An 18290-nucleotide genomic window follows, 5' to 3' on the forward strand; every position below is an offset into this window, starting at 1 on the left:
GCGACCATGAAGGGCATCATCCTGGCCGGCGGGTCCGGCACACGGCTTTATCCGGTGACGCGGGCGATCAGCAAACAGCTTTTGCCGATCTACGACAAGCCGATGATCTATTTCCCGCTCAGCACGCTGATGCTGGCGGGAATCCAGGACATCCTGATCATCACCACGCCGCACGATCAGGCTCTGTTCCAGACCGTGCTGGGCGACGGCTCGCAGTGGGGCATCAACCTGACCTACGCGGTCCAGCCCTCTCCCGACGGGCTGGCCCAGGCCTTCATCATCGGGCGCGACTTCGTCGGCAACGACAGCTGCGCGCTCGTTCTGGGCGACAACATTTTCTATGGTCACGGCCTGACCAGCCTGCTGCGCTCGGCCGGGGAAAACACCCAGGGCGCCCGCGTCTTCGCCTATGGCGTCCGCGATCCGGAACGCTACGGCGTGGTCGAGTTCGACGCGCAGGGCCGCGCGCTCAGCATCGAGGAGAAGCCGGTCAACCCGCGTTCCAAGTGGGCGGTCACCGGGCTGTACTTCTACGACAACGATGTGCTGGACATCGCCGCGGCGGTGAAGCCATCGGCGCGCGGCGAGCTGGAGATCACCTCGGTCAACGCCGCCTACCTGGAGGCCGGACGCCTGTCGGTCGAGCAGATGGGCCGCGGCTATGGCTGGTTCGACACCGGCACCCACGACAGCCTGCTGGAGGCGGCCGAGTTCGTCCGCACCATCCAGCATCGGCAGGGCCTGCAGATCGCTTGCCCGGAGGAGATCGCCTTCATCTCCGGCTGGATCGACGCCGAACAGGTGCGCCGTCTCGCCGAGCCGCTGAAGAAGAACGAGTACGGCCGCTACCTGCTGAGCCTGACCGATTAACCGCCGATCCCTGAGGGCGGCAGACTGCCTTCCACCGGGCTGCGTGACGTGATCGCTCCGGGACGGCGCAACAAACGGAACGTTGATTTGATGCGCGCTCTGATTCCTTCTTGGATGATCGGCCGGTTCGCGGCTGTCCTTTCCGCCGGCAGGCAGCACAAGGCCGGGCAGGAAGCTCGGATCGGGGCGTTCTTCGATCCGGCCTTCTATCTGGGCGCAAACCCCGACGTCGCCGCCGCCGGGATCGATCCGCTGGAGCATTACCGGACGTCCGGATGGCGGGAGAGCCGCAACCCCCACCCGCTGTTCGACGTCGCCTTCTATCTGGGCGCCAATCCCGACGTCGTCGCCGCCGGGGTCGAGCCGCTGGAGCATTACCGGACGTCCGGATGGCGGGAGAACCGCAACCCTCACCCGCTCTTCGACATTGCCATCTACCAAGTGGCCAACCCCGACGTCGTCGCCGCCGGGATCGATCCGCTGGAGCATTACCGGACGTCCGGATGGCGGGAGAACCGCAACCCCCACCCGCTGTTCGACGTCGCCTTCTACCGGGACCGCAACCCGGACATCGCCGCTGCCGGGGTCGAGCCGCTCGGCCATTACCTGACGTGCGGCTGGCAGGAGGGGCGCGATCCGCATCCGCTGTTCAGCGTCCGCTTCTATCAGGAGGCCAATCCGGACATCGCGGCGGCGGGGATCGAGCCGCTCGGCCATTACCTGCGCATCGGCTGGCAGGAGGGGCGCGACCCGCACCCGCTGTTCGAGACGGACGTCTACCGGCAGGCCAACCCGGACGTTGCCGGGGAAGGCGTCAACCCGCTCGTGCACTACGCCATCTTCGGTCACCGCGAGGAGCGGACGGCGACCCGCATCGTCCCGGTCCCCGGATTCTCCGACCGGGAGACCGCCACTGACCTTCTCCCCTTCGCGTTGCCGCGCCCGGTCTCGCCCGAGGTCTCGGTCATCGTGCCCGTGCATGGCAAGCTCGACCTCACCGTGCGCTGCCTGCACGCGCTGAGCCGGCACCAGACCCGGCACGGTTTCGAGGTCGTGGTGGTCGATGACGGTTCGGATGCGGAAACCAGGGATGGGCTGGCGCGGATCGGCGGCCTCGTCCTGCACCGGAACGAGCAGGCCGGCGGCTTCATCGAGGCCTGCAACCGCGGAGCGGAACTGGCCTCCGGGCGTTATCTGCTGTTTCTGAACAATGACACGATCGTGCTGGACGGCTGGCTCGACGAGCTGGTCCGCGCCTTCGCGGTGCTGCCGCAGGCCGGGGCGGTCGGATCGGCGCTGATCTACCCCTCGGGCCGCCTTCAGGAGGCCGGCGCCGTCGTCTGGAACGACGGGACCGCCGCCAACATCGGACGGAACCGGGACCCGCAGCACCCGGCCTTCTCCCACGCGCGGGAGGTCGATTACTGCTCGGGCGCCAGCCTGATGGTGCCCACCGAACTGTTCCGGCGGCTGGATGGCTTCGACCGGCGCTACGTCCCGGCCTATTACGAGGACAGCGATCTCTGCCTGCGCATCCGCGAGGCCGGCCTGCGCGTCTATTGCCAGCCGCTGTCGGCGGTCGTCCACATCGAGGGCGGCACCGCCGGCACCGACCCGTCGCAGGGGATGAAACGGTTCCAGGCGGTCAACCGCGCCACCTTCGCCGAGCGGTGGGCGCCGTTGCTGGCTTCGCAGCCGGCGCCGCATCCCATCGACCCCCACCGCCTGAAGCGTGTCGGGCAACGCCGTGTGCTGGTCGTCGACCACGACCTGCCCCATCCCGACGCCGACGCCGGTTCCGTGGTCACCGTGGAGATGATCCGGCTGCTCCAGCGTCTCGGTTATGTGGTGGTCTTCGCGGCGGTCCGCATGCCGCAGGGGCGCAATGACGCCGTCCGCGCGCTGGAGCGCATGGGGGTGGAGGTGGTGCGCGCACCCTACTTCACCTCCGCGGTCGATTACGTCCAGGCCCACGGCGGGGGCTGCGATCTGGTCTTCATGGTGCGTTACGTGGTCGCCGCCATGATCCTTCCCCATCTCGGGCGGCTGGCCAAGCGGCCGAAGACCATCCTGCTGAACGCCGACCTCCACTATCTGCGGGCCGAGCGCCAAGCGGCGCTCTATGGCGACGACGCCCTCGCCGTGGCGGCGGTCGAGGAGAAGGCGGCGGAGCTGGCGACGCTGCGCGCCGTGGACGCGACCATCACCCACAGCGGCGTCGAGCGTGAGATCCTGCGCGTCGAGGCCCCGGGGACGCTGGTCGAGGTGCTGCCCTGGATCGCCCGTCCGGTGGAGGATGCCCCGGGTCCGGACGGGCGGCGGGACATCCTGTTCGTGGGCGGTTTCGGCCATGCCCCCAACGTGGACGCGATGGTCGCCTTCGTGGTCACGCTGTGGCCGCGGCTGCGCGCCCGCCTGCCCGGCGCGCGGCTGCGCATCGTCGGCAGCCATGCCGGGGCCGCCGTCCACGCGCTGAAGCAGGAGGATGTCCTGGTGCTTGGGCACGTCCAGGATCTGCGGGCGGAGATGGACCGGGCGCGCGTCTCCATCGCCCCGCTGCGCTGGGGGGCCGGCCTGAAGGGCAAGGTGGCGACGGCCATGGCCTTCGGCCTGCCCTCCGTCATCAGCCCGATCGCCGCGGAAAGCATGGGGCTGACCGATGGGCGCGACTGCCTGATCGCGGAGCTGGACGATGCCTTCATCGAGGCCGTGGCGCGACTTTACGAAGACGACGCGCTGTGGACGGAGGTGGCGCGCAACGGCCTGGACTTCGCCGCCCGGCGCTGGTCGCCTGAACAGGGGCTCGCCACGCTGCGCCACCTCATGACGCGGGCCAGGATCTCACCCACCCACGAAATCAGCGACCAGATCGAAGCCATGGTCCGTCAACATGCCGGGGCCGCCCGATGAACGACAGCCCGATGAAGCCGTACGACGTCTTCGTGTTTCCGGTCATCGACTGGACCTTCCGGCACCAGCGGCCGCAGCAGCTCGCCCTGGAGCTGGCCCGCCGCGGCCACCGCATCTTCTACCTGACGGTGGATTTCGCGCCGGCCGACACCGCGCGCCCCTATCTCTTCTGGGACCAGCCGGAGGAGAACGTGTTCGTCGTGCAGCTCCGCTGCCCCGGCGAGGCGCCGTCGATCTACAAGCAGATGCCCTCTCCGGAGCAGGCGGGGGCCCTGCTGGACGCCATCGACGCGCTGCGCCGCAACTGCGGCGTCGGCACGACGGTGTCCATCGTGGATCTGCCCTTCTGGCGCCCCATCGCCATGGCGATGCAGGGCAACCTCGTCGTCTATGATTGCATGGACTACCATCCGGGGTTCCTCAACAACGAGTCCTCCATGCTGGTGGAGGAGGACCGGCTGATCCACGAGGCGGATCTCGTGCTGACGACCGCAGCGGGGCTGTCGGACATCGTCGGGCGGCTGCGCGAGAACACGCTGATCCGCAACGCCTGCGACGTGACCCATTTCCTGCGCCGTCCGGACCGTCCCGTGCGGCGGCTGAGCGAGCGTCCGGTCGTCGGCTATTTCGGGGCGATCGATCACTGGTTCGACGTGAATCTTCTGGTGGCCTCCGCCCGCGCCTATCCGGACTGGGACTTCATTCTGATCGGCAACTCCCACGGTTCCGACATCTCCCCGGCGCGGGCGCTGCCCAACGTCCGGTTCCTGGGGGAGATCCCCTACGCCATCCTTCCGGAATACGCGCACGGCTTCGACGTCTGCATCATCCCGTTCGAGATCACCGAGCTGACGCTGAACACCAACCCGGTGAAGATGTACGAGTACCTCGCCACCGGCCGGCCGATGGTCGGGACGGCCATGCCGGAGATCCGGATCGGGCGCGACGGGCTGGTCTTCGTCGGCGAGGACCATGCGGACTTCATCGCCAAGCTGGGCCAGGCCATGGCGGTCCACGACGATCCCCGGCTGGTCGAGGAGCGCGTCGCCTACGCCAGGGCGCAGACCTGGGGCGCCCGCATCGCCCAGTTCGACGAGGCGCTCGTTCCCTTCTTCCCGAAGGTCAGCGTCGTCGTCCTGGTCTACAACGGGCTGGAGCTGACCCGGCGCTGCCTGGACAGCATCGCGGCCAACAGCCACTACCCCAACCTGGAACTGATCCTGGTCGACAACGCCTCGCCGCAGACCGAGGTGCGCGACCTCCTCGTAGCGTTCGCCAAGGACCGGCCCTGGGTCAAGCTGGTGCTGAACGACCGTAACCTCGGCTTCTCCGGCGGCAACAACGCGGGGCTCCGCGTCGCCACCGGCGACTACATGGTGCTGCTCAACAACGACACCCAGGTCACGCGGGGCTGGATCTTCGACATGCTGCGGCATTTCCGCCGCGATCCGGGGATCGGCATGGTCGGGCCGGTGACGAACAACATCGGCAACGAGGCCAGGATCGAGATCGCCTACGACGGGCACGAGGCGATGTGCGCCGCCTCCCGCCTCTATGTGGAGGCGCGGCGCGGCCGGACGATGCCGTCCGACACGGTGGCCTTCTTCTGCGTGATGTTCAGCCGCGCGGTGTTCGAAGGGGTCGGCGAGCTTGACGAGATCTTCGGGATCGGCATGTTCGAGGACGACGACTATTGCCGTCGGACGCGCGACGCCGGCTTCAAGGTGGTGATCGCGGACGACGTCTTCATCCACCACGAACTGTCGGCCAGCCTCAACGCGCTGGGGCTGGAGCGGCGGCAGAAGCTGTTCGAGGAGAACAAGCGCCTGTATGAGCAGAAGTGGGGCGCCTGGACGCCGCACAAGTACCGCGACCCCGAAGCCCCGCAGACCGTCCCCGCGCAGACCGTCTAAGCCCTTTTCCGGATCGAAGCGACCCCCATGACCAAGACCATCCTCTGCATCGTCGGCACCCGGCCGGAAGCCATCAAGATGGCGCCAGTGATCCTCGCGCTGCGGCGGGAGCCCTGGGCCAAGGTGGTGGTGGTGGCGACCGCCCAGCACCGGGAGCTGGCCGACGAGGTGCTGAGCCTATTCGGCATCGAACCTGACGTCGATCTCGACCTGATGCAGCCGAACCAGAAGCTGGCCGACCTGACGGCGCGCGCGCTGGTCGGGCTGGACCGGGTGATCGGGGAGACCTCCCCGGACATGGTGATCGCGCAGGGCGACACGACCTCGGTGATGGCGGCGGCGACCGCCTGCTTCTACCGTCAGGTGCCCTTCCTGCACGTCGAGGCGGGGCTGCGCAGCTTCGACATGCAGAATCCCTTCCCGGAGGAGTTCAACCGGATCGTCGCCAGCCGGATCGCCACGCTGCACTTCGCCCCGACGGCGAGCGCGCGGCGGCACCTGCTGGACGAGAAGGTGCCCGACGGTGACATCGTCGTCACCGGCAACACGGTGATCGACGCACTGCACATGGTGGCGGCGCAGGACCTGCCCCTTCCGGTCGCCATCGCCCCCGATCGCCGGCTGGTGCTGGTGACGGTCCACCGTCGCGAGAACTTCGGCGAGCCCATCCAGGGCATCTGCCGGGCGATCCTCACGCTCGTCGAGGAGCATGACGACGTGGAGGTTCTGTGGCCGGTTCACCCGAATCCCAACGTGACGGGGGTTGCCCATGCGTTGCTGGGGACGAACCCGCGCATCCATCTCGTGAAGCCGCAGCCCTACGGCGGGTTCGTGGCCGCCATGAAGCGCGCACACCTCATCCTCAGCGATTCCGGCGGCGTGCAGGAGGAGGCGCCGGCCCTGGCGCGCCCGGTCCTGGTCCTGCGGCGCGAAACGGAGCGGCCCGAGGCGATCGAGGCCGGCGTGGTCCGGCTGATCGGAACCGACTCCGACGTCATTCTCCGCCACGGCCGGGAATTGCTGAGCGACGCCGACGCCTACCGCCGCATGGCAAGGGGCGAGTCCCCGTATGGGGACGGGCACGCCAGCGGACGCATCGTGGAGGCCATCAAGGCCCGCTTCCTGTCGTCCTGAACGGCGTCCTGCCTCACCGTCTTTCAAGGAAAAGCATGTCTTACCCCCTCTCCAGTGCCGTTGCGGACCTGCTTGGGCGTCCGTCGATCTTCCGGACGCCCGGCTGGCTGCCCGAAAGCACGTGGCACATGCACATTCCCTTCGCCTTCCTGCTGATGGACCTGCTGCGTCCCGGCCAGCTGGTCGAGCTGGGAACGCAGAAGGGCGCCTCCTACTGCGCCTTCTGCGAGGGGGCGGCGGCCTTCGGGACCGGCACCCGCCTGTCCGCGGTGGACCATTGGGAAGGCGACCACCAGACCGGCGCTTATGCCCGCGACACCTACGATGTCCTGCGGGAGCATCACGACCCGCTCTACGGCGCCTTCTCGACGCTGCTGCGGGAGTCCTTCGACGACGCGCGCCCGCGCTTCGACGACGGCTCCATCGACATTCTCCACATCGACGGGCTGCACACTTACGAGGCCGTCCGCCACGACTTCGAGACCTGGCTTCCGAAGGTGAGCCGATCCGGCGTCATCCTGATGCACGACACCGAGGTCCGCACCGGCGACTTCGGCGTCTGGCGCTTCTGGGAGGAGGTGCAGGCGCGCTACCCGACCCTGAATTTCCCCTTCGGCTGCGGCTTGGGTGTTGTCGCGGTGGGTGAGGCGGTGCCCACCCCCCTTCTGGCGCTCTGCCGCCTGCCGGACGCGGAGAAGGCAGCGCTGTATGCGTTGTTCGAGGCGCTGGGCGACCGCGTGCGGCTTCTGCACGAGTATCAGGAGGCCAGCCACCACGCCGCGATCTACCTGGAGCAGGGGCTCCAGATGCAGAGGGTCTATGAGGGTTACAAGGCCTCTGCCGAGGAGCAGATCGAAACGGCGATGACCCAGTATCGGACCATGTTCGCCCAGGCGACCGCCCTGCAGAACGAGGTGGCCGCGCTCATTCAGGAGCAGGATGCGTTGCGGGCCGAGTGCGCCCGGCTTACGGATGCCGCGGCCCAAAGACAGTCTCAATGACCGCTGGTGTTTCTTGAGAACCTCAGCCGTTCCGGGCGTGCTTGGAGGGTTGCCGGGCAGGACTTTTCAACGGTTGACCGCCTTGGCTTTCCATGCCTCCGTGTCATGTGTTTTGCAGAATGCTCAAGGGTTTCGTAAATGTCGTCTGAGACCGCAAGCTCCGACATTGCCATCCAGGCGGTTGGCCTCGGCAAAGTCTATCCCATTTTCCGCAAGCCCCAGGACCGCCTGTTGCAAATGATCTGCCGCGGCCGACGCAAGTATTATGATGAATACTGGGCTTTGCGGAGTGTTGACCTGACCGTCGCCAAAGGGGAAACCATCGGGATCATTGGCCGGAACGGATCGGGAAAATCTACGTTCCTCCAACTCGTGTGCGGCACGCTGACGCCAACCTGCGGCACGCTGGCTGTCAATGGGCGGATTGCGGCTCTTCTGGAATTGGGTGCCGGCTTTAATCCGGAGTTTACCGGGCGCGAAAATGTCTACCTTGCCGCTTCGGTGCTTGGCCTCAGCAACAACGAGATCAACGAGCGCTACGATTCCATCGCGGCCTTCGCCGGCATTGGCGACTTCATCGAACAGCCGGTCAAACTATATTCCAGCGGTATGTACGCCCGGCTCGCCTTCGCTGTGGCGGCCCATGTCGATGCCGACATCATGATTGTGGATGAGATCCTTGCGGTCGGCGACGCCGCATTTACGCAGAAATGCATGCGCTTCATTCACAAGTTCCGGGAGTCCGGAACTCTTTTCTTTGTGTCGCACGACACGTCCCAAGTGGTCAGTCTGTGCGACCGTGCGGTTTGGCTGGAAAACGGTGAGGTGCGCGAAGTCGGTGCGGCTAAAGACGTCTGCTACCATTACATTGCCGATCTCCACAGCGAGCGGGACACCTCGAACAGCTTCCGCATCGGGGGCAATCGCGCGGCCCCAACCGCCATCGCGGTGGTCCAGGACGCGCGGGATGATCTTCTGAAATCCTCCCAGCACCGCAACACCATCCAGATCTTCGAATTCAACAATGACAGCCCCTGGTATGGCGTGGAGGGCGCGCGCATCGTCAGCGTTCAGCTTCTCGATCCGCAGGGCAATATTCTGCCATCGTTGGACGGAGGAGAGCAGGTGATCCTAAAGGTGACCTGCCGTGCGGAAAAGGCGATCCACAGCCCGATCATTGGCTTCTATATCAAGGATCGTCTTGGGCAAAATTTGTTTGGAGACAACACATTTCTTTCCTACTGCGATGCCCCGTTGATGGTGGAACCAAGTCAGGAGTTCGCGGCAACCTTCCGCTTTCAGATGCCTTATCTGCCCATCGGTGACTTTGCGGTTGTGGCTGCCATCGCCGAAGGCACACAGCACGACCACGTCCAGCATCATTGGGCGGATGACGCGCTTTTCTTCCGCGTCCATTCCAGCCATGTCTCCCGTGGTCTTGTGGGCATTCCCATGCTCGAGATCGCGTTGGAGGTTGAGGGCACGCGCCAGCCCATCGGTTCCCACACGGCCCGCTGAGGAGCCGTAAGGCGTCTTGCGGTCGGCAAACACGTAGTCTAGATGCCGTAATGGGCCTTGCTCCAAGCTCTGGCTTGGGCGGGCGGCTGTCCCCACAGTGATGGTGTGAGAAACGGGGTCCGAGCGGATCGGCCCCAAGCATCATGGAGGGACAGCCATGGAGCACTATGCCGGGATCGACGTCTCGTTGGAACAGAGCAGCGTGTGCGTGGTGGACGCGACGGGCAAGATCGTACGGGAGGCCAAGGTGGCGAGTGAGGTAAGCGGCTGGGGAACGCCGCCTTGTTGGTGGTGAGAAAGTAGGTGAAGAGCGGGTCTACGGAGGCTCCAATGGAGTCCATGTAAAGGCCGAATGAAGTTTCCCCGGAACGGTCGGCCGAAAAATCCCCAGATGGTTTGAAGGGCTATGGATTGGCTTCGGTGTCGGCGCTCCTCGCTTTTGGTGGCCGACCTCGGCGCCGTGGAGCCGGCGGTGGGGCAGTGATCGGGCGGCTGCGGTTGTTCTCCGGCATCAGTTCGGCATGACGTCGCAAGCGGTAGCTGGCGCCTTCGATCTGCACCACTACGGCATGGTGCAGCAGGCGGTCCAGCAGGGCGGAGGCAACGACGGTGCCGCCGAAAACATCGCCCCATTCGGAAAAGCCGCGGTTGGAGGTCAGGATCATGGCGCCGCGTTCATAGCGGGCGTTGACGAGCTGGAAGAACAGGTTGCCGCCGCTGGGGATCACCGGCAGGTAGCCGATCTCGTCGACGATCAGCAGCTGTGGCCGACACAGGAAGCGCAGGCGTTCCCGCAAGGTCCCTTCACGTTCGGCCTTGGCCAGCGAGCTCACGATGTCGGCCAGGGTGGCGAAGTAGACCGAGCGGCCGGCCTTGACGGCCTCCACCCCCAGAGCGAGTGCCAGGTGCGTCTTACCGCAGCCGGGTTGGCCGAGGAAATGAACCACCTCGTGCCGGTCAACGAAGTCGAGCTGCGCCAAGGTCATGATCCGATCACGATCGAGCGAAGGCTGGAAGGAGAAGTCGAAGCCGGTGAGCGTCTTGATGGAGAGAAGCCGTCCCATCTTCAGGGCCGCCTTGATGCGGCGCCCCTCGCGCAACGTCAGTTCTTCACCCAGCAGGGCATCGATGGCCTCCAAGGCGGAGAGTTCGCCGCGTTCCAGCCGGCGCAGGATGTGCTCCAGCGCTTCCAAGGCGCGCGGCATCTTCAGCCCAACCAGATACTGGCGAATGCGGTCGAGGGTGGCGGGGCCGGCTTCCAGTGGCGTGGTGCTCATCACGGGCTCCCCGGCTGGCCGGCCAAGTGGCGGCCGATGGTGTCGTAGATGGCCAGCGAGCGAGGGGTGACGGTGCCGCCCTGCAGCGGAGGTGCCGGAGGCGTGGCGACCTCCCTGGGCGTCTGGCTGTTGGGCGGTGGAGGCTGGGTCCGGTGTCCGGTGGCAATGCGCCGCTGGCCTCGTCCTTCCAGCGCCGGGTGGGATGCGACGGCTATGCCGTCCTCCAGGATGGTGACGGTGCCGGCGGTGACCTGCACCTCCACCGTCCGCCGGCGGGTGCAATCCGGCACGGAGTAGAGGTTGCCGCCGACTCGAAACCATGCCGTCGCGGGTCACACGGCGCTCCAGGGCCAGCACGCTGTTGAAGGGGTCATCGCAGAATCTGTTCAAAATCGTACGCTAAGCGGCGGGCCCGGGAGAGCAAGCGGCTGACCGTGGCGGGATGGACGCCGAAGAGCCGGGAAACCTCGGCGGCGGACTTCCTCCCCGATGTCACCATCTCAATGATTTCACGGCATTGCGCGGTCGTGAGCTTTGGGCGTCGGCCGCCGCGCCGCCCCTGATTTTTGGCGGCTTCCAATCCCGCCCGGGTGCGCTCGCGGATCATGGCGCGCTCGAATTCGGCGAAGGCGCCCAGCATCTGCATCATCATGCGGCCGGCCGGGCCGGTGGTGTCGACGGCCTCGGTGAGCGAGCGGAATCCGGCTTGCGCCAGCTCGATCCGCTCCAGGATCAACAGCAGGTCCTTCAGCGACCTGGACAGCCGGTCGAGCTTCCAGACGACAACCACGTCACCGGGACGCAGCTGGTCGAGCAGCCGATGCAACTCGGGCCGGTCCCAGCGGCCGCCCGATCCCGCCTCCTGGAAGACACGCATGCAGCCAGCCGCCCGCAGGGCGTCCACCTGGGCCGATGCGTCCTGCCCTTCCGCTTTCGACACGCGCGCGTAGCCAAGCAGCATCGCACCATCCTTGCATAAACCCGTTGCCTTGGATACGAGTTTGGCAACAGGATTGTGCAACCAGCAAGCCTTTGTTCTACCGTTCCCCTCCAGACCGGTGCGCAGACGGCCGTTTGCGCAATGCCCATCCCATGCCCCGCCGCCAGCTTCTATCCCCTCAGACGCGAGCCGCTCTGTTCGATCCACCGTCGGAGCCGACCGCCATCACGCGCCTGTACACCCTCTCGCCGGACGATCTGGCGCACGTGCGTCGTCGGCGCCGTCCCTGGAACCGGCTCGGCTTCGCGATGCAGCTGGCCTACCTGCGCCATCCTGGACGGGCCCTGGGAATTGGCGAGGAACCACCGACCGCCATGCTCGCTCACATCGCCGGACAGGTCGGGGCCGATCCGGCATTGTTCGTCGACTACGCCCGGCGGGAGGAAACCCGGCGCGAGCATTTGGCCGAACTGCAAGCGGCCTTCGGGCTGTCGCCCTTCGGCTTGGCCGACTATCGGGCCATGTGGCGTGTGGCATCGGAGGTGGCTCGCGGCACCGACCGGGGCGATGCCATCGCCTTGGCTGTAGTGGAAGAGCTGCGGGCGCGCCGCGTCCTGCTGCCGGTCGCCACCGTGGTGGAGCGCCTCGGCCTCGCCGTCCGTGCCAGGGCTCGAGCCGCCGCTTATGCCAGTCTGATCCGCGGGTTGGAGGATCGACAGACCGAGCGCCTCCTGGCGCTCTTGAAGGTGACGGAACCGGAGGGCCGCACCGGCTTGACGCAACTGCGCGAGTGGTCGGAGGCGCCTTCCGCAGCGAACCTGGTCCGTCTGGCGGAGCGCTTGGCAACGGTGCGGGCCATCGGCATCGAAGCGGATCGGGCGCGGCGCATTCATCAAGTCCGCTATGCCATCATCGCCGGCGAAGCGGGAATCATGGATGCGCAGCACCTGTCGCGCCTGGGCCCGGAACGCCGTCTTGCCGTCCTGACCGCCTTCGTCATCGAGCAGGAGGCCCGGCTCAGCGACGCCGCCGTGGAGATGTTCGACCGGCTGATGGGAGCCCTGTTCCGGCGTGCCGAGCGCAAGCGCACGGAACGGCTGACCGACCGGGCCAAGGAGCAGGAAAGCCTGGTCTGGATGCACGCGGTGAGCGGCCGGGCTCTCGTCGCCGCCCGACGGAACGGGACCGATCCGTTTGCCGCCATCGAGGCGGCCGTGGGGTGGAAAGCCTATGAGAAGAGCGTCGATCACGCCGTCGGCATCGCCGAGACCGCCGATGAAGGCAACAGCCTGCCCGAGGTGGTGGAGCGGCATGCGTCCGCCCGGCGGTTTGCCCCGACCTTCCTGCAAACCTTTGCCTTCCGCTCGTACCGCAAGTCCGATCCGCTGCTCAAGGCGGTCGACGCCATCAAGGCACTGTATGTGTCGGAAGGCCGGCCGACCCTAGCGAAGGACGCGCCGGTCTCCTTTCTCCAGCGCCGTTGGCGCCCCCTCGTGCTGCCACAGGGTAAAAACCTCGATCGCCGCGCCTATGAAATGGCCGTGTTCGCGCATCTGCGCGAACGGCTGCGTGCCGGCGATGTCTGGATCGAGGGCGCCCGCGCCTATCGACGGTTCACCGACTTTCTGCTGCCCCGGCCAACGTTCGAGGACCTGCGCAGCACCGGGAGCCTCGATCTCCCCATCCCGGTGTCGTGGCCGGACTATGCCACGGAACGGACGAAACTCCTGGACGACCGGTTGCGCGAGGTTGCCGCTTTGGCCGAAGCCAACCGATTGCCGGACGTCACGCTGGAGGAGGGCCGCCTAACCATTTCCCCGCTGTCCCGCGCCGTGCCCGAGGCTGCGGGCATTCTCGCCAAACGGCTGTCCGCGCTCCTGCCGCGCATACGGATCACTGAGATCCTGGCCGAGGTCGACCACTGGACCGGATTCACCAGCAGCTTCACCCATGTGCGCACCGGCGAGCCGGCCTTCGACCGCGCCGCGGTGCTCGGCACGGTGCTGGCGGACGGCACCAATCTGGGGCTGTCGCGCATGGCCGAGGCGTCGCGCGGCTTGAACCATGCCCGGCTGATCTGGGCGGCGGAGTGGCATGTGCGCGACGAAACCTACGCCGCTGCCCTGGCCACCGTGGTGAACGCCCACCACGCCCACCCGATGGCCCACCACTGGGGGCCGGGCGAGACCTCGTCGTCGGATGGGCAGTTCTTCCGGGCGGGCGGCCGTGGCGAGGCGCGCTCCGACGTGAACGCCCGCTATGGCGACGACCCCGGCGTGCTGTTCTACACCCATGTCTCAGATCGGTTCTCTCCCTTCCACACGAAGGTGATCTCGGCCACGGCGGGCGAGGCGGCCCATGTGCTGGACGGCCTTCTGATGCACGGCAGCGCGCTGTCCATCCGCGAGCACTACACCGATACGGCCGGCGCGACCGATCATGTGTCGGGACTCTGCCATCTTCTGGGGTTCCGCTTCGCCCCTCGCGTCCGCAATCTCAAGGAGCGTCGGTTGTATGTGATTGACCGCATGGCCGATTATGGATTGCTGACGCCATTGATCGGCGGCCCGGTGCGCCTGCACTTCGTCGAGGAATCCTGGGATGACCTGCTGTGGCTGGCCACGTCCGTGCGCACCGGGACGGCGGCGCCGTCCGCCCTCTTGCGCCGCCTCGCGGCCTACCCACGGCAGAACCAGCTCGCCAAAGCGTTGCGCGAGGTCGGCCGCATCGAACGCACACTGGCAACCTTGGACTGGCTGAAGGACCCGGACCTTCGCCGTCGCTCCCATGCTGGCCTGAACAAGGGGGAGGCGGAGCATTCGCTCAAGCGGGCCGTCTTCTTCCATCGTCTGGGCGAACTACGTGACCGGACGTTCGAGAACCAGAGCCATCGGGCCTCGGGGCTCAACCTGGTGGTCGCCGCCATCGTGCTCTGGAACACCGTTTATCTGGGTCGCGCCGTGGACGCGCTCCGCGCAGCCGGCGAAGACATTCCCGCTGACCTGTTGGCACACGTGGCGCCACTCGGCTGGGAGCACATCGCGCTCACCGGAGACTATGTCTGGGCTGACGGCGACGTGGATTCCTCGGCAGCGTTCCGACCACTCCGGCGAATTCCCGCTTCGTTCCAGAGGGTCGCCGCCTAGCGTACGATTTTGAGCAGGTTCTGCGATGGCCCCTTGAAGGGGCCGGCCGGCAGCGGCTTGAGGTGGGGGCGCTCCTTGGCGAAATGCTCGGCGACGACGCGCTGGGTGGTGGCGTGCCGACGGCGGTTGGCGAGCTGATCCAGCCACTGGGTGAACTGGATGTTCAGGTCCTCGAGATTGCGGAAGCTGCGGGCCAGGAAGAAGTCCTCGCGCACATAGCGGAAGGGCCGTTCGACTTTGCCCTTGGTTTTGGCGCGGTACGGCTTGCAGGCCTTCGGCAGGAAACCGTAGTGGCTGGCTAGGGAGAGGAGCTTGGGATTGTAAGCGATGCCTTGGGTCGGCTGATCGGGGTCTTCGACCTCGCCCAGCACGGCGGTTTTCATGCGATCGTAGAGGATCTGTTCCGGCACGCCGCCGAAGCTGTCGAAGGCGGCGATGTGGCAGCGGAGCACGGTTTGCAGGTCCTGGCGGGCGACGAAGCGGGCCCACATCATGCGGCTGTGGCCGAGCACCATGGAGAACAGCCAGACGATCCGCTCCACCTCGGGCTCGTCGGTGAAGGTCGTCTTGAAGAAGGCGAAATCGACCTGGGCCTGCTTGCCGGGTGGCGTCTCGAAGCGACGCTCGAAGGACGGTGACGGGGTGGGACGGATGGCGCGGACCACGGCTTTCAGGATGGTATAGCCGCCGGTGTAACCGCGCTCCTTGAGTTCCCGCAGCAGGCGACGGGCGCTGAGATCGGGAAAGGCCTGCAGGCGTTCGCGCAGATAGGGCTCGAAGGGTGTGAGCAGCGTCGGCCGAGCCGGCCGGGGGGTGTAGGCAGGCGCCTCCAATCCGCGGGCGATGTATTTGCGGATGGTCTTGCGATCCAGACCGGTGCGGCGTGCGATCGCCGACACCGACAGGCCCTCGCGGGCGAGATCGAGAATCATGACGAGCTCCCCAAGTCTGACCACCTGCGCCCTCCCTCCACCTCGGAGGGTGATCATGGGCGACGGGCGGCCGCAGGGCTCCGGGGCGTATGCCCCGGAGCCCTGCCGTTGCATCAAACTGGGGAAATTTCATCCGCCCCTTCTGTGGAGTATTCACCCGGCACTGACAGTCCAGAAGGAGGCTCGCTTGATGCAGAGGGTCGAGGTGATCACCGGCAAGGAGCGGCGCCGGCGGTGGAGCGAGGCGGAGAAGGCGCGGCTGGTGGCGGAGACGCTGGAACCGGGGGCGATCGTCGCCCATGTCGCCCACCGGCATGGGGTGGCGGAAAGCTGCCTGTACACGTGGCGCCGCCAGCTGGTCGGCGGGATGGTTGATCCGCAGCCGGATGATGACGCCGCGCTGCTGATCCCGGTGGCGCTGGAGACGGCCCCGGCTTGCGAGACGGAGCCGTCGTTCCCGCCATCGGCGCCTGCGCCTCGCGCGCTGGTTCGGTTTGCCGACGGGACACGGCTGGAGATCGGGGCGGACTACCCGACGCCGGCGTTGACGGCGCTGATCACCGCGCTCACGGGGCGGCGGTGATCAGCGTGCCGCCGGGCGTGCGGGTCTGGCTGGCGGCGCGGCCGGTCGACATGCGCAAGGGCTTCGACGGGCTCGCCGCCGTCGTCCAGCAGCACCTGCGCAAGGATCCGTTCTCGGGCCAGTTGTTCGTGTTCCGGGGCCGGCGTGGCGACCTGCTGAAGATCCTGGTGTGGGACGGCCAAGGGTTCGTTCTCATCTCCAAGAGATTGGAGAAAGGCCGCTTCGTCTGGCCGAGCCCGGCCACCGAACAGGTCCGTCTGTCGCCGGCCGAGCTCGCCATGCTGCTGGAGGGCATCGATTGGCGGGCCCTGCGCCGCACCGACGAGCCGGCGCCGACGTTGGCCTCCTGACAGCCTGCGGCGGGGTGACTCACCCCGGCTCCGGCCGGTGACCGGCGCGCCGCCGGCCGGTACACTGGCACCATGCTTCCGCATTCCGCCGGCGATCCGCTCCCCGACGACGTGGCCGCTCTTCAGGCGCTGGTGGGCGAACTGTCGGCGCAGTTGGCCGAGCGCGAGCAGGCGGTGGCGGCGCGCGACCGCATCATCGACACGCTCAAGGGCCAGTTGGCCGCGTTGCGCCGGCGCAGCTTCGGCCAGAGTTCGGAGAGGCTGGGCCGGGCTGCCGATCAACTCGAACTGCAGATCGAGGAGTTGGAGCAGCATCAGGCCGAGCAAGCGGCCGTCCCCGCCGCCCCGAAGGCGGCGATGCCGACCGGCGAGCGCACCCACCCGATCCGCAAGCCGCTGCCTGCCCATCTGCCGCGCGAGGACGAGGAACTGGCGGCGCCCTATGCCGCCTGCCCGGGCTGCGGGCTCGCCTTGCGGCGGATCGGCGAGGACGTCTCGGAGGTGCTGGAGATGGTGCCGGCACGGCTGCGCGTGCGGCGCTACGTGCGTCCGGTGATGGCCTGCCGGTGCTGCGGTGACATCAGCCAGGCGCCGCCGCCACCGGTGCCGCTGCCCAAGAGCAGCGCCGGCGCCAGCCTGCTCGCCGACATCGTGCTGGCCAAGTACGACGACCATCTGCCGGCCTACCGGCAGGCCGAGCGGTTCGCCCGTGAAGGGGTGGAGGTGCCGCGCTCGACGCTGACGGACTGGCTCGGCCGCACCGCGGTGCTGTTGAAGCCGCTGGCCGAGCGCATCGCCGCCCATGTGCTGGCCGCGGGCAAGCTGCACGTCGACGACACCCCGGTGCCGGTGTTCGCCCCCGGCGCCGGCAAGACCCGCACCGGGCGGCTGTGGGTCTACGCGCGCGACGACCGGGCCTGTGGCGACGCCGCCGCGCCAGCGGCGCTCTACCGCTACACGCCCGACCGCAAGGGCGAGCATCCCCAGCGCCAGCTCGCCGGTTGGAGGGGCGCGCTGCAGGCCGACGGTTACGCCGGCTTCAACGCCCTTTACGAGGCCAGGGGCGGCGATCCGCTGGCGATCATCGAGGTGGCCTGCTGGGCGCATGTGCGGCGGAAATTCTTCGATATCCATCAAGCTCACAAGGGAGCCGCTGCCAAGGAGGTGCTGGAGCGCATCGGCCGCCTGTACGCCGTGGAGGAGCGCGTGCGCGGCCAGCCGGCGGCCCGGCGTGCCGCCGCGCGTCAGGCCGAGGCGGCGCTGGAGATCACGGCATTGCGCACGCAGCTGGACCAGTTGCTCCGCCAGGTTCCAGGCAAGTCCACCCTGGCCGAGGCGATCCGCTACACGCTGTCCCGCTGGCCGGCGCTGACGCGCTACCTCGCCGATGGCCGGTTGGAGATCGACAACAACAGCGCCGAGCGCGCCATGCGCGCCGTGGCCCTGGGCCGCAAGAACTGGCTGTTCGCCGGCTCGCACGGCGGGGGCGAAGCCGCCGCGGTGTTCTACACCCTCATCGAAACCGCCAAGAGCAACGGCCACAACCCGCGCCTCTGGCTCACCCGTGTCCTGGAGGCCATCGGGCGCGAGCGCGACCTCACCGATCATGATGACCTTCTGCCTTGGGCCATGCCAACAGAACCGGCTACCACCTAGCGAAGCGGGCTTGGTGGGCCCAGCTCCAACCTCGCGGGCAAAGGCGTCCAAGATGGCCCC

General features: G+C 67.3%; 13 protein-coding genes and 2 pseudogenes. 11 read left to right on the forward strand and 4 right to left on the reverse strand.

Translation table 11 applies throughout. The annotated features are described in order from the left end of the window. Nucleotides 1–6: 6 nt before the first annotated feature. The 7 genes from rfbA (at nucleotide 7) to ABAZ39_RS35955 (ending at nucleotide 9641) form a co-directional block, all read left to right on the forward strand. Nucleotides 7–870, forward strand: a complete 864-nt coding sequence (gene rfbA / locus ABAZ39_RS32245) for a glucose-1-phosphate thymidylyltransferase RfbA (protein ID WP_040138470.1) — start codon at nucleotides 7–9, stop codon at nucleotides 868–870. A gap of 114 nt (nucleotides 871–984) precedes the next feature. After that, a complete protein-coding gene (locus ABAZ39_RS32250; RefSeq protein ID WP_051658831.1) occupies nucleotides 985–3780 on the forward strand; it encodes a glycosyltransferase in 2796 nt (931 codons plus the stop codon). Next, a complete protein-coding gene (locus ABAZ39_RS32255; protein ID WP_051658832.1) occupies nucleotides 3777–5693 on the forward strand; it encodes a glycosyltransferase in 1917 nt (638 codons plus the stop codon). Before ABAZ39_RS32250 ends, ABAZ39_RS32255 begins: the two co-directional genes overlap by 4 nt. Before the next feature lie 27 nt (nucleotides 5694–5720). Further along, complete coding sequence (gene wecB, locus ABAZ39_RS32260) at nucleotides 5721–6827, forward strand: non-hydrolyzing UDP-N-acetylglucosamine 2-epimerase (protein ID WP_040138471.1); 1107 nt, start codon at nucleotides 5721–5723, stop codon at nucleotides 6825–6827. Nucleotides 6828–6862: 35 nt separating this feature from the next. After that, nucleotides 6863–7828, forward strand: coding sequence for a class I SAM-dependent methyltransferase (locus tag ABAZ39_RS33640; RefSeq protein ID WP_081863501.1), 966 nt, complete (start codon nucleotides 6863–6865; stop codon nucleotides 7826–7828). A gap of 138 nt (nucleotides 7829–7966) precedes the next feature. Beyond that, nucleotides 7967–9346: an ABC transporter ATP-binding protein gene (locus ABAZ39_RS32270; protein ID WP_040138472.1), complete on the forward strand. Its 1380-nt coding sequence runs from the start codon at nucleotides 7967–7969 to the stop codon at nucleotides 9344–9346. Nucleotides 9347–9503: 157 nt separating this feature from the next. Further along, nucleotides 9504–9641 carry a hypothetical protein gene (locus tag ABAZ39_RS35955; protein WP_200885656.1) on the forward strand — a complete coding sequence of 46 codons (138 nt, stop codon included), beginning with the start codon at nucleotides 9504–9506 and terminating at the stop codon, nucleotides 9639–9641. A gap of 109 nt (nucleotides 9642–9750) precedes the next feature. On the opposite strand, the gene istB is transcribed toward ABAZ39_RS35955, so the two are convergent. From istB to ABAZ39_RS32285, 3 genes and pseudogenes are all read right to left on the reverse strand, one after another. Beyond that, a complete protein-coding gene (istB, locus tag ABAZ39_RS32275) occupies nucleotides 9751–10623 on the reverse strand; it encodes an IS21-like element ISAzs30 family helper ATPase IstB (protein WP_040138473.1) in 873 nt (290 codons plus the stop codon). After that, a pseudogene (locus ABAZ39_RS32280) lies at nucleotides 10623–10992 on the reverse strand (Mu transposase domain-containing protein); the annotation flags it as partial. The pseudogene ABAZ39_RS32280 and the gene istB, both read right to left, overlap by 1 nt. A gap of 1 nt (nucleotide 10993) precedes the next feature. Then, nucleotides 10994–11584 carry a recombinase family protein gene (locus tag ABAZ39_RS32285; RefSeq protein WP_040137482.1) on the reverse strand — a complete coding sequence of 197 codons (591 nt, stop codon included), beginning with the start codon at nucleotides 11582–11584 and terminating at the stop codon, nucleotides 10994–10996. A gap of 131 nt (nucleotides 11585–11715) precedes the next feature. On the opposite strand from ABAZ39_RS32285, the gene ABAZ39_RS32290 reads away from it, so the two are divergent. Beyond that, entirely contained in the window at nucleotides 11716–14709 is a 2994-nt protein-coding gene (locus tag ABAZ39_RS32290) for a Tn3 family transposase (RefSeq protein ID WP_040137483.1), read from the forward strand. A 35-nt stretch (nucleotides 14710–14744) separates the two neighbouring features. Here ABAZ39_RS32290 and istA read toward each other — a convergent pair. Then, nucleotides 14745–15665: pseudogene (gene istA, locus ABAZ39_RS32295) on the reverse strand (IS21-like element ISAzs30 family transposase); the annotation flags it as partial. A 166-nt stretch (nucleotides 15666–15831) separates the two neighbouring features. Between istA and tnpA the strand changes: the two are divergent. From tnpA to tnpC, 3 genes are all read left to right on the forward strand, one after another. Continuing rightward, nucleotides 15832–16224 (forward strand): IS66-like element accessory protein TnpA, encoded by a 393-nt coding sequence (gene tnpA, locus ABAZ39_RS36390; protein WP_040138475.1) that lies wholly within the window; start codon nucleotides 15832–15834, stop codon nucleotides 16222–16224. Then, on the forward strand, nucleotides 16221–16574 hold the full coding sequence (gene tnpB, locus ABAZ39_RS32305) for an IS66 family insertion sequence element accessory protein TnpB (protein ID WP_040138476.1): 354 nt from the start codon (nucleotides 16221–16223) through the stop codon (nucleotides 16572–16574). Before tnpA ends, tnpB begins: the two co-directional genes overlap by 4 nt. Before the next feature lie 72 nt (nucleotides 16575–16646). Next, on the forward strand, nucleotides 16647–18230 hold the full coding sequence (gene tnpC / locus ABAZ39_RS32310; RefSeq protein WP_040138477.1) for an IS66 family transposase: 1584 nt from the start codon (nucleotides 16647–16649) through the stop codon (nucleotides 18228–18230). Nucleotides 18231–18290 lie beyond the last annotated feature (60 nt).

It is taken from the genome of Azospirillum argentinense (assembly GCF_000632475.1).
GTDB classification, from domain to species: domain Bacteria; phylum Pseudomonadota; class Alphaproteobacteria; order Azospirillales; family Azospirillaceae; genus Azospirillum; species Azospirillum baldaniorum.

Bases quoted from the DNA above. Each gene is read 5' to 3' on its own strand.
- rfbA (WP_040138470.1), top strand. From the start codon at position 7: ATGAAGGGCATCATCCTGGCCGGCGGGTCCGGCACACGGCTTTATCCG.
- ABAZ39_RS32250 (WP_051658831.1), top strand. From the start codon at position 985: ATGATCGGCCGGTTCGCGGCTGTCCTTTCCGCCGGCAGGCAGCACAAG.
- ABAZ39_RS32255 (WP_051658832.1), top strand. From the start codon at position 3,777: ATGAACGACAGCCCGATGAAGCCGTACGACGTCTTCGTGTTTCCGGTC.
- wecB (WP_040138471.1), top strand. From the start codon at position 5,721: ATGACCAAGACCATCCTCTGCATCGTCGGCACCCGGCCGGAAGCCATC.
- ABAZ39_RS33640 (WP_081863501.1), top strand. From the start codon at position 6,863: ATGTCTTACCCCCTCTCCAGTGCCGTTGCGGACCTGCTTGGGCGTCCG.
- ABAZ39_RS32270 (WP_040138472.1), top strand. From the start codon at position 7,967: ATGTCGTCTGAGACCGCAAGCTCCGACATTGCCATCCAGGCGGTTGGC.
- ABAZ39_RS35955 (WP_200885656.1), top strand. From the start codon at position 9,504: ATGGAGCACTATGCCGGGATCGACGTCTCGTTGGAACAGAGCAGCGTG.
- istB (WP_040138473.1), bottom strand. From the start codon at position 10,623: ATGAGCACCACGCCACTGGAAGCCGGCCCCGCCACCCTCGACCGCATT.
- ABAZ39_RS32285 (WP_040137482.1), bottom strand. From the start codon at position 11,584: ATGCTGCTTGGCTACGCGCGCGTGTCGAAAGCGGAAGGGCAGGACGCA.
- ABAZ39_RS32290 (WP_040137483.1), top strand. From the start codon at position 11,716: ATGCCCCGCCGCCAGCTTCTATCCCCTCAGACGCGAGCCGCTCTGTTC.
- tnpA (WP_040138475.1), top strand. From the start codon at position 15,832: ATGCAGAGGGTCGAGGTGATCACCGGCAAGGAGCGGCGCCGGCGGTGG.
- tnpC (WP_040138477.1), top strand. From the start codon at position 16,647: ATGCTTCCGCATTCCGCCGGCGATCCGCTCCCCGACGACGTGGCCGCT.